Origin of the sequence: Streptomyces sp. WAC 04229, from assembly GCF_003947455.1 — a bacterium.
Classification (GTDB): Bacteria; Actinomycetota; Actinomycetes; order Streptomycetales; family Streptomycetaceae; genus Streptomyces.
Map to the genome: position 1 here is coordinate 1 of NZ_QHJH01000011.1, position 13258 is coordinate 13258.

11 protein-coding genes and 1 pseudogene are annotated in these 13258 nt (G+C 71.9%); 5 read left to right on the top strand and 7 right to left on the bottom strand.

Annotated features, from left to right (window positions below; genetic code table 11):
- Positions 1–582: 582 nt before the first annotated feature.
- Positions 583–1383, top strand: coding sequence for a glycoside hydrolase family 75 protein (locus tag DMH12_RS05070; protein ID WP_260474072.1), 801 nt, complete (start codon positions 583–585; stop codon positions 1381–1383).
- A gap of 79 nt (positions 1384–1462) precedes the next feature.
- Here the strand turns inward: DMH12_RS05070 and DMH12_RS05075 are convergent, their stop codons facing one another.
- From DMH12_RS05075 to dhaK, 3 genes are read right to left on the bottom strand one after another with little or no spacing between them, the layout of a single operon-like run.
- Positions 1463–1873, bottom strand: coding sequence for a PTS-dependent dihydroxyacetone kinase phosphotransferase subunit DhaM (locus tag DMH12_RS05075; RefSeq protein WP_125490331.1), 411 nt, complete (start codon positions 1871–1873; stop codon positions 1463–1465).
- Positions 1866–2465: a dihydroxyacetone kinase subunit DhaL gene (gene dhaL, locus DMH12_RS05080; RefSeq protein ID WP_122614602.1), complete on the bottom strand. Its 600-nt coding sequence runs from the start codon at positions 2463–2465 to the stop codon at positions 1866–1868. The genes DMH12_RS05075 and dhaL overlap by 8 nt, the downstream gene beginning before the upstream one ends.
- Positions 2466–2514: 49 nt before the next feature.
- Positions 2515–3507, bottom strand: coding sequence for a dihydroxyacetone kinase subunit DhaK (gene dhaK / locus DMH12_RS05085; RefSeq protein ID WP_125490332.1), 993 nt, complete (start codon positions 3505–3507; stop codon positions 2515–2517).
- A gap of 398 nt (positions 3508–3905) precedes the next feature.
- Here dhaK and DMH12_RS05090 point away from each other — a divergent pair, with 398 nt between their 5' ends.
- Entirely contained in the window at positions 3906–4865 is a 960-nt protein-coding gene (locus tag DMH12_RS05090; RefSeq protein WP_125490333.1) for a TIGR03557 family F420-dependent LLM class oxidoreductase, read from the top strand.
- 124 nt (positions 4866–4989) lie between these two features.
- On the opposite strand, the pseudogene DMH12_RS39660 reads toward DMH12_RS05090, so the two are convergent.
- Positions 4990–5391, bottom strand: a pseudogene (locus DMH12_RS39660) (SDR family NAD(P)-dependent oxidoreductase); the annotation flags it as partial.
- Between DMH12_RS39660 and DMH12_RS40425 the strand changes: the two are divergent.
- The gene (locus DMH12_RS40425) at positions 5377–5685 is read left to right on the top strand and encodes a TetR/AcrR family transcriptional regulator C-terminal domain-containing protein (protein ID WP_399186671.1); all 309 of its coding nucleotides are present in this window, start codon (positions 5377–5379) and stop codon (positions 5683–5685) included. The pseudogene DMH12_RS39660 and the gene DMH12_RS40425 overlap by 15 nt on opposite strands.
- Positions 5686–5808: 123 nt before the next feature.
- Here the strand turns inward: DMH12_RS40425 and meaB are convergent, their stop codons facing one another.
- From meaB to DMH12_RS05115, 3 genes are read right to left on the bottom strand one after another with little or no spacing between them, the layout of a single operon-like run.
- Positions 5809–6822 (bottom strand): methylmalonyl Co-A mutase-associated GTPase MeaB, encoded by a 1014-nt coding sequence (gene meaB, locus DMH12_RS05105; protein ID WP_185832153.1) that lies wholly within the window; start codon positions 6820–6822, stop codon positions 5809–5811.
- A gap of 12 nt (positions 6823–6834) precedes the next feature.
- Positions 6835–9015 carry a methylmalonyl-CoA mutase gene (gene scpA / locus DMH12_RS05110; protein ID WP_125490335.1) on the bottom strand — a complete coding sequence of 727 codons (2181 nt, stop codon included), beginning with the start codon at positions 9013–9015 and terminating at the stop codon, positions 6835–6837.
- Entirely contained in the window at positions 9015–10826 is a 1812-nt protein-coding gene (locus DMH12_RS05115; RefSeq protein ID WP_125490336.1) for a methylmalonyl-CoA mutase family protein, read from the bottom strand. Before DMH12_RS05115 ends, scpA begins: the two co-directional genes overlap by 1 nt.
- A 435-nt stretch (positions 10827–11261) precedes the next feature.
- Here DMH12_RS05115 and DMH12_RS38950 point away from each other — a divergent pair, with 435 nt between their 5' ends.
- Positions 11262–12278, top strand: coding sequence for a DUF6215 domain-containing protein (locus DMH12_RS38950; protein WP_185832154.1), 1017 nt, complete (start codon positions 11262–11264; stop codon positions 12276–12278).
- 72 nt (positions 12279–12350) lie between these two features.
- On the top strand, positions 12351–13088 hold the full coding sequence (locus DMH12_RS05125; RefSeq protein WP_125490337.1) for a VOC family protein: 738 nt from the start codon (positions 12351–12353) through the stop codon (positions 13086–13088).
- The last annotated feature ends 170 nt before the right edge of the window (positions 13089–13258 follow it).

The following is a 13258-nucleotide window of genomic DNA, read 5'->3' on the forward strand; positions in this document are numbered from 1 at the left end:
GGCGAGGGAGTCGGGGACGATGAGCCGCACGGCGTGGGCGTTCGGGCCCTTCCCGTCCGGGGTCCGTGCGGAGTACCGGCGGTCGGCCGGGTCGAGGACCGGCTGCCGGGCGAGGAAGGACTCGTTGGCGGCGAGGAACCCCCCCCGGGGGGGGCGGTGGTGGGCGCGGGGACAGCGGGAACGGGTACGTCTCGCACGGCTCAGCCTCCGGTGGGGCGTCGGTCCGATTCGATGCGACGGCAATGGTCCGGACCAATATGACGCCCGTGACGCGATCACATCAAGAGGGTCGTCGCCGCGTTACGTATGCTGAGTCACCTGAGGGTCGAACTCCGGGGGACCTGAGGCGGGTTCGGGCCGGAGGCACGGACCGCTGTCGTCGCAGATGCCGTGCCGGCGCGGGTGGCCGGGCGCGCCGGGAGCCCTAGTGGGTCCCGGCCCGCCCGGCCCCGGTCGCACCCCCGAGGCGGGCGCGGAGGGCGAAGGCATGCTCCGTCTGGCCCTGTGAAAGGTGGCCGCACGGCCGAATCGGGGACAGATGGGACCGAGTGCCCGCCCATGTCCCCCAGGAGAGGCCACATCGTGCGTGTCCAGTCGCTGACGCTGGTCGCGGCCAGTGCCGCCCTGATCGCTCCCGCGACGTTCCCCGACGCTCCGCACCCGTTCCGCGCCGACCTCCCGGCGCGCCACGTGGCCGACGGCCGGTCCCAGGACGTCCCGGGGCGCGCGAACCGGTCCGGAGTCCGGATCGGACCGGTCCCGGGGGCGGCTGCCCGCCCGAAGGGGGACGAGCGGGAGGCGCCGGTCCGCGCCGCCGACCTGCTGGCCGAGGTACGCGACTGCACCCCCGTCTCGCGCGGGCGCTACCGCAAGGACTCCGGGACGCCGGCGGACATCCCGGTCTGCGGCAAGCGCGACGCCGTGTACTGGAAGGCAGACCTGGACGTCGACTGCGACGGAGTGCCCGGCGACCGGTGCAACAGCAGCAGCGACCCGCACTTCAGCCCCGCCACCGCGTTCACCCGGTCGGACGGCCGCCCGCTGGACGCCGAACGCCTGCCCTACGTCGTCGTGCCCGAGCCGAGCGACATCTGGGACCACCGCGAGGACGACGTGCGCGGCGGATCGCTCGCCGCCCTCGTCCACGGGGACCGGGTGCGGTACGCGGTCGTCGGCGACATCGGCCCGCGCGACCTCATCGGCGAGGCGTCCTACGCCGCCGCGAAGGCGCTCGGCGTCCCGGCCGACCCGCACGGCGGCGGCGCGGCGTCCGACGTGACGTACATCGTCTTCAAGGGCAGCCAGGTCGAGCCCATCGAGGACCAGGAGGCCGCGGAGAAGGAGGGAGAGCGGCTGGTACGGGAGTTCATGGGCGACGACTGAGACCGGGACGGCCGAGGTACGGCGCCCCCGCGCCGCGCGCCACGGCGGCCGGGCTCACCCGACCGCCCCGGCGCGGGGCCTAGGCCTTCCGGTAGGAGTACGCCTCGCCGGCGGCCGCCTCCACGGCCGCGAGGTCGGCGCCCGTCGAGGCCGTCACCACGGCGGCCACCGCGCCCTCGACGAACGGCGCGTCCACCAGACGGGTGTGGGCCGGGAGTTCGTCGCCTTCGGCGAGCAGCGCCTTGACGGTGAGTACCGCGCTGCCGAGGTCGGTGAGGACGGCGACGCCCGCACCCCGGTCCACGGACGCGGCGGCCGCCGACACCAGCTCGGAACTGGTGCCGAACTCGCCGGACGCGGTGCCGCCCGCCGGGGCGACGGGGACGGCCGCGCCGCCGCCCGACAGCGCCTTCGCCAGTTCCGCCACGGACGCGGCGACCGCGGCGCTGTGCGACACCAGCACGATCCCGACCAGCTTCTCGTCACTCACCGGCCGCCTCCTGCAGCGCCGCGACGAGCAGTGCCGCCGAGGTGGCGCCGGGATCCTGGTGCCCGATGCTGCGCTCGCCGAGGTAGCTCGCCCTGCCCTTGCGGGCCTGCAACGGCGTGGTCGCCTCGGCCCCCTCCTCGGCCGCCGTGCGCGCCGCGGCGAACGAGTCACCGAGGGCGTCCACGGCCGGCACCAGGGCGTCGATCATCGTCTTGTCGCCCGGCGCGGCACCTCCGAGCGTCATGACGGCGTCCACACCCGTCCGGAAAGCCTCCGCCAACTGCTCCCGGCTGACCTCGGGCGCGTCCCCGAGTGACTTGCCGGTACGGCGCAGCAGCGTCCCGTACAGCGGTCCCGAGGCACCGCCGACGGTGGAGATGAGCCGGCGCCCGGCGAGGATCAGGACCGCGCCGGGGGTGTCCGGCGCCTCCTTCTCCAACGCGGCCGCCACGTCCCTGAACCCCCGCTGGAGGTTGCTGCCGTGGTCGGCGTCGCCGATGGGCGAGTCGAGGGCGGTGAGCCGTTCCGCCTCGCGGTCGACGGACGCGGTGGTGACCGTCATCCAGCGGCGGAAGAAGTCGGCGTCGAGCACAGTGTCTCCTTGCCTGGTAGGTACGTTGCGATCCCTTCCCCGTCCACCGTCACATGCCCCACCTCAGTCCGGGGGTGCTCACCGGCGCGTCCCACAGTGCGAGCAGCTCCTCGTCGATCTCGCACAGGGTGACGGAGGCGCCCGCCATGTCGAGGGAGGTGACGTAGTTGCCGACGAGCGTACGGGCGACGGCGACTCCGCGCCCCCGGAGGATGCGCTGCACCTCGGCATTGAAGCCGTACAGCTCGAGGAGCGGCGTCGCGCCCATGCCGTTGACCAGCACGAGGACCGGGTTGCGCGGCGCGAGGTCGGTGAGGACCGCGTCCACGGCGGCCTCGGCGATCTCGCCCGAGGTCATCATGGGACGGCGCTCACGGCCGGGCTCCCCGTGGATACCGATGCCCAGTTCCAGTTCACCCGCCGGGAGGTCGAAGGTCGGGGTGCCCTTGGCGGGCGTGGTGACGGCGCTGAGCGCGAAGCCGAAGCTGCGGGAGCTGTCGTTGACCCGCCGGGCGAGCGATTCCACCTGCTCCAGCGGCCGTCCCTCCTGCGCGGCGGCCCCGGCGATCTTCTCCACGAACAGCGTCGCGCCCGTGCCGCGCCGCCCGGCCGTGTAGAGGCTGTCCGTCACCGCGACGTCGTCATTGACCAGCACCTTCGCGACCTGGATGCCCTCGTCCTCGGCCAGCTCGGCGGCCATGTCGAAGTTGAGCACGTCACCGGTGTAGTTCTTGACCACGAACAACACCCCGGCCCCGCTGTCCACGGCCGCCGCGGCCCGCACCATCTGGTCCGGTACCGGCGAGGTGAACACCTCACCCGGACAGGCGGCCGCGAGCATCCCGGGCCCCACGAACCCGCCGTGCAGCGGCTCGTGCCCGGACCCTCCCCCCGACACCAACGCCACCTGCCCCGCCACGGGCGCGTCCCGCCGCACGATCACCCGGTTCTCGACATCCACGGCCAGCTCCGGATGGGCGGCCGCCATACCGCGCAACGCGTCCGCGACCACGGTCTCGGGGACGTTGATGAGCATCTTCACGGGTACCTCCTACGTAAGTCAGCAGTTGGGTGTTTGACCTTTTTGCCGGCCAGAGTGGCAGAGATCAGTTTGTGAGGTGGCGAGTCGACTGCAGATCGACACGGGTCCTGCAGGGGCAGTATCGACCTTGCGACCGCGAAGGTCACGGGAGGCTACGTCTGCAGAGGCCAGGGAATACCGGTCTGGCAGATACGGCCGACCGCAGGATCTGTCACAGAAAGATCAGCGCGAACGTTGACACGGTGCTTGTCCGGCGAGCACCCGGTGAGTTGGACGGCGGCCGCTGGGTACACGGGCCGTCGGCACCAGGCCGGGAGCGGTGTGAGGCCGTGTGAGGCCGTGTGAGGAGCGCGCATGTGCGGGCCCTCGGCGCGCGATGATGCAGCGAGGAGCAGGTCATGACGAGTTTCGGATACTTCCTGGCGAGCGAGGAATTCACACCCGCCGAGCTGCTGGAGCAGGCACGCGCCGCGGAACAGGCGGGGTTCACCCGTCTGGCCATCTCCGACCACTACCACCCCTGGACGGGTGAGCAGGGGCAGAGCCCCTTCGTCTGGTCGATGATCGGTGCGCTGGCCCAGGTGACGTCGCTGCCGGTGACGACATTCGTGACCTGTCCCACCATCCGCATGCACCCGGCCGTCAACGCCCAGGCGGTCGCCACCTCCGGTGTACTCACCGGCAACCGCTTCCGCTTCGGCGTGGGCAGCGGAGAGGCGCTCAACGAGCACATCCTCGGTGACGACTGGCCCGCTGTCGATGTACGTCTCGAAATGCTGGAAGAGGCGGTGCAGGTCATCCGGAGTCTGCAGAGCGGTGAGGAGGTCACCCACCGCGGCAAGCACTACACGGTGGAGAACGCCCGCCTGTACACGGTGCCCGATGAGCCCGTTCCCATCTACGTCTCCGGGTTCGGCCCCAAGGCCGCGGCGGTGGCGGGCCGGATCGGGGACGGGTTCGTCACGATGTCGCCGGACGCGGACCTCGTGGGGCAGTTCCGACGCGCGGGTGGCGGCCAGAAGCCCGTACTGGGCGGCATGAAGGTGTGCTGGGGTACCGACCGGGGGCAGGCGGTGAAGACGGCCCACCGGCTGTGGCCGACCCAGTTCCTGCCGGGTGAACTCGGGCAGGTGCTGCCCGACCCGGCCCACTTCGAGCAGGCGTCGACGCTCGTGACCGAGGAGGCCGTCGCCGAGGGCATGGTCTGCGGCGACGACGTGGACGAGCACGTCCGCGCCGTGGCGGCGTACGTCGACGCGGGATTCGACGAGGTGTACGTCGGTCAGATCGGGCCCGACCAGCAGGGCTTCTTCGACTTCTACCGCAGCGACGTCCTGCCCCGCCTCGACGGACAGTGACCCCGAACGGCGTCGTGGGCCTGGTAGCCGACGCATTCGCAGCCGCGGTCCGGCTGTCCGGCGCGAGCCCTGCCGTCGTAGCAGCCCTGCGGACGAGAGAGGATCCCGCGCGCCTCCGGCCTGTGGCGAGCAGGGTCAGCACGGTGGACGCACCCACCCAGTACTCGCGACGCCGCGGATGGTCGGCGGCCCGCAGCACGGCGCGGGCCGCGACCTCCGGCTGATAGAGCGGGGGCACCGGTCGGGCGTGCCGGGGCAGGTGGCTGCGCAGCCAGGAGAACTGAGGGGTGTTGACGGCGGGCATCTGGACCATCGTCACGCGGACGGAGGACTTGTCGTGCTGTAGCTCGCAGCGCACCGACTCGGTGAAGCCCTGGATGGCGTGCTTGGCGCCACGGTAGGCGTTTTAGAGGGGGGATTCCGCGGTACGCGAGTGCGGAACCGACCTGCACCCGATGGCACCGTGGTCCCGCGCGAGCATGTGGTCGAGCGCCGCCCGGGTTCCGTGCACGTGACCCAGGTAGGTCGACCTCTCGTCTGGCTCTGGGTACCGGGGGCCGCATCGGCACTCGGGCAGGAGGGCCACGAGAGGACTCGGCTGCGGGCCGCCTCGCGCAAGGTTCGTGATCTTCGGGTTCCCCCGGATGGTGCTCTCCTGCGGGGCGACTCAGAGGCGGGCGCCCGGCGCGAGGCGGTGGTGACAGAGACGTATCCGCACCTCGCTGCCACCCTGCCGGTGCTCACCGGCACGGACTTCACGGCGCGCTTCGAGTTCGGCAGGCGGCTGCTCCTGGACGGACTGCGTGCCGCCCGGCGGTGAGGCCGGTGGCTCTGACCCGCATTGGACGTCACCGCAACCAGGCGCTTGGGCGTCCAGACCGCTGCTTCGCCAGTAGGTCAACAATGGCCCGGCGACGGCGGGAGCCGCCGACGGCCGGGACGGTCACTGAGAGGAGGCGGGTGGTGCAGGGACGGCTGTGTCGTTGGTGAACGCGTCCAGGATGCGTTCCGCCGCCAGGGTCGCGGTCAATCCGCCCTCCCGCACCTGCTGTTCGAGCCCCGGAGCCAGCGACCGGACGGCCGGGTCGGCGTGCAGGCGGCCCAGCAGTTCGTCGCGGACCATGCTCCAGACCCAGTCGACCTGCTGGGTGCGGCGCTTGGCGGCGAGGCGGCCGGTGGAGTCCAGCAGGGTGCGGTGCTGCTCCAGGCGCTCCCAGACGGTGTCGAGCGCGGTCGACTCGCGTGCGCTGCAACTGAGCACCGGCGGCGTCCAGAAGGCGTCCTTGCCGTGCATCAGCCGCAGGGCGCCCGCCAGTTCACGTGCCGCCGTGCGGGCGTCGCGTTCGTGCGGGCCGTCCGCCTTGTTGACGGCGATCACGTCCGCGAGTTCCAGCACGCCCTTCTTGATGCCCTGCAACTGGTCGCCGGTGCGGGCCAGGGTGAGCAGCAGGAAGGAGTCGACCATGTCGGCGACGGCCGTCTCGGACTGGCCCACGCCGACCGTCTCCACCAGCACCACGTCGTAGCCGGCGGCCTCCATGACCACGATCGACTCGCGGGTCGCCTTCGCGACCCCGCCGAGCGTCCCCGCGGTGGGGGAGGGGCGGACGAACGCCGCCGGGTCGACGGCCAGGCGCTCCATCCGGGTCTTGTCGCCGAGGATCGATCCACCGGTCCGGCTCGACGACGGGTCGACGGCGAGGACGGCGACCCGGTGGCCGAGCCCGGTCAGCATCGTGCCGAAGGCGTCGATGAACGTCGACTTGCCGACGCCCGGCACGCCGCTGATCCCGATCCGCCGGGCCGTGCCGCTGTGCGGCAGCAATTTCGTCAGCAACTGCTGGGCGAGCGTACGGTGCTGGGGACGGGTGGACTCGACGAGGGTGATCGCGCGGGCGACGACCGCGCGCTTGCCGTCCAGGACGCCCTTGACGTAGGCGTCGAGTTCGAGGGCCATCACGTCACCGGCTCACAGCTCGCCGTGTCCGAGACCGGCCGCCAGCCGTCCCACCAGGTCACGGGCCGCGTCCGGGATCACCGTGCCGGGCGGGAACACGGCCGCCGCGCCCATCTCCAGCAGGGTCGGCACGTCCTGCGGCGGGATCACCCCGCCGACGACGACCATGATGTCCTCGCGGCCCTCCTCGGCGAGCGCCTCGCGCAGCGCCGGGACGAGGGTGAGGTGCCCGGCGGCCAGGGACGACACCCCGACGATGTGCACGTCCGCCTCGACGGCCTGGCGGGCCACCTCGGCCGGGGTCTGGAACAGCGGGCCGACGTCCACGTCGAAGCCGAGGTCGGCGAAGGCGGTGGCGATGACCTTCTGTCCGCGGTCGTGGCCGTCCTGGCCCATCTTGGCGACCAGGATGCGCGGCCGGCGGCCCTCGGCGTCGGCGAAGGCGTCCACCACCGCCCGGGTGCGTTCCACGGCCGGCGACTCGCCCGTCTCGTTGCGGTACACACCGGAGATCGTACGGATCTGACCCGCGTGCCGCCCGTACACCTTCTCCAGGGCGTCGCTGATCTCCCCCACGGTCGCCTTCGCACGAGCCGCGCGCACCGCCAGCTCCAGCAGGTTGCCCTCGGCGCCGGCGGCCCGCGTGAGCGCGTCCAGCGCGTCCCGGCACGCGGTCTCGTCCCGCTCCTCGCGCAGCCGCCGCAGCTTGGCGATCTGCCGCTCGCGCACCGAGGAGTTGTCGACCTTGAGCACCTCGATCTGCTCGTCCGAGTCCACCCGGTACTTGTTCACGCCGATCACCGGCTGCCGCCCGGAGTCGATCCGCGCCTGGGTGCGGGCGGCGGCCTCCTCGACCCGCAGCTTGGGAATGCCCGCGTCGATGGCCTGCGCCATGCCGCCCGCCCGCTCGACCTCCTGGATGTGCTGCCAGGCGCGGCGCGCGAGGTCGTACGTCAGCTTCTCCACGTAGGCGCTGCCGCCCCACGGGTCGATCACGCGGGTCGTGCCGGACTCCTGCTGGAGCAGCAGCTGGGTGTTGCGGGCGATGCGCGCGGAGAAGTCGGTGGGCAGCGCGAGCGCCTCGTCGAGGGCGTTGGTGTGCAGCGACTGGGTGTGGCCCTGGGTGGCGGCCATCGCCTCCACGCAGGTGCGGGTCACGTTGTTGAACACGTCCTGGGCGGTCAGCGACCAGCCGGAGGTCTGCGAATGCGTACGCAGGGACAGCGACTTGGCGTTCTGCGGGTCGAACTGCTTCACCAGCTTGGCCCAGAGCAGCCGGGCCGCCCGCAACTTGGCGATCTCCATGAAGAAGTTCATGCCGATCGCCCAGAAGAACGACAGCCGGGGCGCGAAGGCGTCGACGTCCAGGCCCGCTTCACGCCCGGCCCGGATGTACTCCACCCCGTCCGCGAGCGTGTACGCCAGCTCCAGGTCGGCCGTCGCACCCGCCTCCTGGATGTGGTAGCCGGAGATGGAGATCGAGTTGTAGCGGGGCATCCGCTGGGACGTGTACGCGAAGATGTCGGAGATGATCCGCATCGACGGCTTCGGCGGGTAGATGTAGGTGTTGCGGACCATGAACTCCTTGAGGATGTCGTTCTGGATGGTCCCGGCCAGCTTCTCGGGCGGCACGCCCTGTTCCTCCGCCGCTACGATGTACAGCGCGAGCACCGGCAGCACGGCGCCGTTCATCGTCATCGACACCGTCATGCGGTCCAGCGGGATGCCGTCGAACAGCTGCCGCATGTCGTAGATCGAGTCGATGGCCACGCCCGCCATGCCGACGTCGCCGGTCACCCGCGGGTGGTCGCTGTCGTAGCCGCGGTGGGTGGGCAGGTCGAAGGCGACCGACAGGCCCTTCTGCCCTGCCGCCAGGTTGCGGCGGTAGAACGCGTTGGACTCCTCGGCCGTGGAGAAACCCGCGTACTGACGGATCGTCCACGGCTGGTTGACGTACATCGTCGGATACGGGCCGCGCAGGTACGGGGCGACGCCCGGGAAGGTGTCCAGGAAGTCCAGACCCTCCAGGTCCTGCCCGGTGTACAGCGGCTTGACCGTGATCTGCTCCGGCGTCTCCCAGCGGAGGTCGTCACCGTCCGCGGCCTTCTTCACGGCCGCACGCCACTCGTCGAAGGCGTCGGCGTCGGCGGTCGGAGCCCCCAGCCCGATCGCGGAGAAATCGGGGATGGACATCAGGACACTCCCATGCGGTCGAGGGTGGCGGACAGCACGGCGACGGCGTCGCAGCCCGCGAAGACGTAGGTGTCCACGCCCGGGTACGGGCCCGGACGGCCCGCGAGGAACACGTGCTCGGCGCCCGCCTCGCGCAACGCGGCGGCGGTGGACTCGGCCTGCTCCCCGTACAGCGTGTCGCTGGAGCACAGGCACACCTCCCGCGCCCCGCTCTCACCGAAGTCCCCCTCGGTGACGGTTTCGATGCCGCCGGCCTGGAAGAGGTTGGCGGCGAAGGTGAGCCGGGCGGTGTGGGCGGCGGCCGGGCCGAGCGCGGTCAGGTGGACACGGGGCCGGGCGCCGGTCGCGGCCAGGTGGGCATCGGAGCGGGCGCGCAGCGCCTCGAACGCCTCGTCCCGCCGCACCCGGGGCAGGCCCCCGGACGGAGGTTCGGGCGCGGGCTCGCGCACGACGGGTTTCTCGGCCAGGTGCGGGAACTCGCTGACCCCGGTGACCGGTTCCCGCCGCTTCGCCAGCTTCGCGCTGCGCACGGCCCAGGTGTCCGCCAGCCGTTCGCCGACCGTCCCGGAGCGCAGGGCGGCCGCCTGCCCGCCCGCCCGCTCGATGTCCTGGAAGAACGTCCAGGCGGCGTGGGCCAGTTCGTCGGTCAGCCGTTCCACGTACCAGGAACCGCCCGCCGGGTCGATCACCCGGGTCAGGTGCGACTCCTCGATCAGGATGGTGGAGGTGTTGCGGGCGATACGCCGCGCGAACGCGTCCGGCAGACCGAGCGCGTGGTCGAAGGGGAGCACGGTCACGGCGTCGGCGCCGCCCGTCCCGGCGGCCAGGGCGGCGACCGTGGTGCGCAGCATGTTCACCCACGGGTCGCGGCGTGTCATCATCACCGGCGACGTCACCGCGTGCTGCAGTTGCGCGCCCTCGCGCGGCGCGCCGCAGACCTCGGCCACGCGCGCCCACAGCCGGCGTGCGGCACGCAGCTTGGCGATGGTCAGGAACTGGTCGGCGGTCGCGGCGTACCGGAACTCCAGCTGGGCGAGGGACTGGGCCATGTCCAGTCCGGCCGCCGTCAGTTCGCGCAGATAGGCCAGGCCTGTCGCCAGGGAGCAGCCCAGCTCCTGCGCGGCCGAGCCACCGGCCTCGTGGTAGGGCAGCGCGTCCACGGTCAGGGCCCGCATTCCGGGGTGGCGCTCGGCGCACAGCCGGGCCAGCTCGGTCACGGGCGCGGTCTCGTACGACCTGCCGGTACGGGCCTCGTGGCCCAGCGGATCGCCGCCGAGGTTGCCCCGCACGGTGTCCGCCGGGACGCCCCGCTCCTCGTGCAGGCGCAACAGGGCACGCGCGGCCGGCTCGAAGGCGTCGCCCGCCTCCAGGACGACGGGAGCCAGGTCGAGGTAGACGCCGTCGAGGGCGCCGTCGAGCGCGGTGACCGGGATGCCGGCGGACTCGCCGACGACCAGCCACAGGGAGGTGACACCGTTCTCGAGGTCGGTCATGACCGACGCTCCCTCGGCCACGGTGTGCCGCTGGCGCACGTCCCAGCCGCCGATGCGGGCGGCCTGGGCGCGGCCGCCGCGCACGAAGGGCGCGAGGCCCGGCAGACCGGGGTCGGGGGCGGCGTCGCGCGCGGTGTACAGGGGCCGTACCCGCAGGCCGTCCTCGAGCGCGGTGGACAGGGCGTCCTCCGCCTCGTCGTCCGGCACCTCCCTGCCCGACTTGCGCAGCACGCCCGCCACCAGGTGCTGCCACTGCTCGTGTGTCGGGTGCGGGAACTCGGCTGCGAGGTCGAGTCCGTCGTCAGGCAGGAGCGTCATGCTCGGATGTTAGGTCAGGCGGGCAGACGAGCAGCAGAGGGAGCGGTTGTGACCTTGTTCTCTCCGCGTGTGTGACATAAGCCGCTCACGCACCCACTGGCACTCCCATGCTCGCCGGGACTCGGCGGGATGGCCGGTGAGTGCCGACTCACCCGGGTGGACGGTGGTGGCGGGGTGGGTGACGCGCATTCCCCTCCGGCGGGGATGGTCGCCCACGGCGATGTGCGGCGTCAACGGGGCCGCGTCGTCCGCGGATCGGTGCCACGTGCGCCGCCGCCGACCCGTCACCCGACGGCTTTCCGATTCCCCCGCCCCGGGCTCGCGGGGGAGTCGCCCTTCGCGCCCGCCCGGCCTCCTCGACGCGACTGGACGGTCCGAGCCGGAACTGTGGCTTCCACCACAGCCGACGCGATCTTGTCCTGGTGAGATGGCCGGATGCTCGGTTTCCTCCTCCGGCTCCTGCCCTTCTGGGTCCGCGAGCCGCTGTTCATCGTGGTCGGGGCCGTTTTCGGTGTACGCCTCGTGTATCTCGCCCTCCGCGACGACACATGGGTGCCGGCCGGGATCGGTGTGGTGTTCCTGGTGTTCACCGCGGTGCGCGTCCACACGGTGGTCGGCGCCCTGCGCGCCCGCCGGGACCGCGGCCCGGAGGCCTCGGCGGACGGCACGGCGACCGCCGCCCCTGTCCAGGTGCCGGCGCAGACGCAGACTCACGCTCCAGCGGCGCAGCGTCCCACTCCGTCCGCGCGGGAGAAGGAACCCAACGCGTGGGCCCAGGCCGTCGCGGCCGTGGCCGTGTTCGCGGCGCTCGGGGCCGCGGTGTGGCTGGGCCCGCGTCTGCAGCCCTCCGAGAACGACGGCACGCCGCAGCCCGCCTCGTGTCCGAGCGGGGAGGGCGAGGAACTGCCGGGCGCCTACGCGAAGAACCCCGAGGCGGTGACCGGCGACGAGCTCTGCAAGGCGCTCAACATGCCCGACCTGGCCCAGCTCCTGGGAACCCCCGCCGAGGCCGCCACCGTGGCGTCCGGCACGAGCAACACCGCGCCCCTGACCGACGGGAAGGTCGCCCAGCCGGAGGCCGAGGTCCAGTTCGACACCTACACCGTGAACGTCTCGGCCACGTACAACGAGCTGTCGATCGCCCAGTACGTGAACCTGATGAAGTACGGGGCGGAGACGGATGTCAGGACGCTCGTGGTCCTCGGCCGGCCCGCGGTCCTCGCCTCGGATCACACCATGAAGATCGAGATCGATCTCGGGAGCGGCGGATCCGGCGGACCGGTCGAGCAGGGCCCGTTGGCCAGAACGCTGTCCGTGGCCTTCGACGCGCAGGACCGGGGAGGCTACTTCGACATCACCGTGTGGAGCAGGACCGGAGCCCTCCCGGACGACAGGGCCCTCCTCGGCATCGCCGAGAAGATCCTCCCGGCGATCCCCGAACGGACGGTGTGAGAGGCGGTCGGGGATCGCAGCGGCGTGCTGGACACCGTCCAGGGCGATCACGGACCACCTAGGGTGTGCGGTATGACGCTGCAGCTTGTTCAGGTGAACTTCAAGGCACGGGACGACTCGGCACTTGGTCGCTTCTGGGCGGAGGTCCTCGGCTGGAGTGTCTCCAGTGAAGGGCCCGGGGTCACCAACCTGGAACCGGTGGGCTTCGACTGGCCGGACCCGTCCGCCGTCTGCGTCGATCTCGTCCGCGTCCCGGACCCGGAGAGCGTGCGGTACCGCGTCCACCTCGCGCTCGCCACGACCTCCGACACCCACCGGACGGAGTTGATCGCACGCGCGAAGGAACTCGGGGCGACGCACGCGGATGCGGGCCACGACGACGCACCGTGGACGTTGATGGCCGATCCGGAAGGCAACAAGTTCAGCGTCCTGGAGCCCCAAGAGCTGTACCGGGACACAGGGCCGATAGCCGCCGTGGTCGTCGACTGCGCCGATCCACGGGCGATGGTCCGGTTCTGGGGCGAGGCGATCGACTGGACCGTCCACGAGCTGACCGACGACCGCGCCCTGCTGCGCTCCGTCAGGGGTGTCGGGCCGTACCTGGAGTTCCGCCGCGCACCTGACGACGACGTCGTAGGAAGCCGCGTCCACCTCGACGTGATGTCCGACCCCGTCGAGGACCAGGCGAAGCAGGTCGCCCGACTCGAAGACCTTGGCGCGACCCGGGCCGACGTGGGGCAGGGCGACGTCTCCTGGGTCGTCCTGACCGACCCTGAAGGCAACGAGTTCTGCGTCCTCGGCCGGGGCTGACAGACACCCCGGCGGTTCGCCCACCGCGGTGCGTCAGCGCGCGACGCCTGACCGCGCACTACAGCAACACGCGGAACCCGACGCAGTGCCGCCGTGCACGACGACGGCCGGTACCGCATGCGTCTGCACGCCCGTATCCAAGGTGTGAGAAACACCTGACAGTGTCAAGT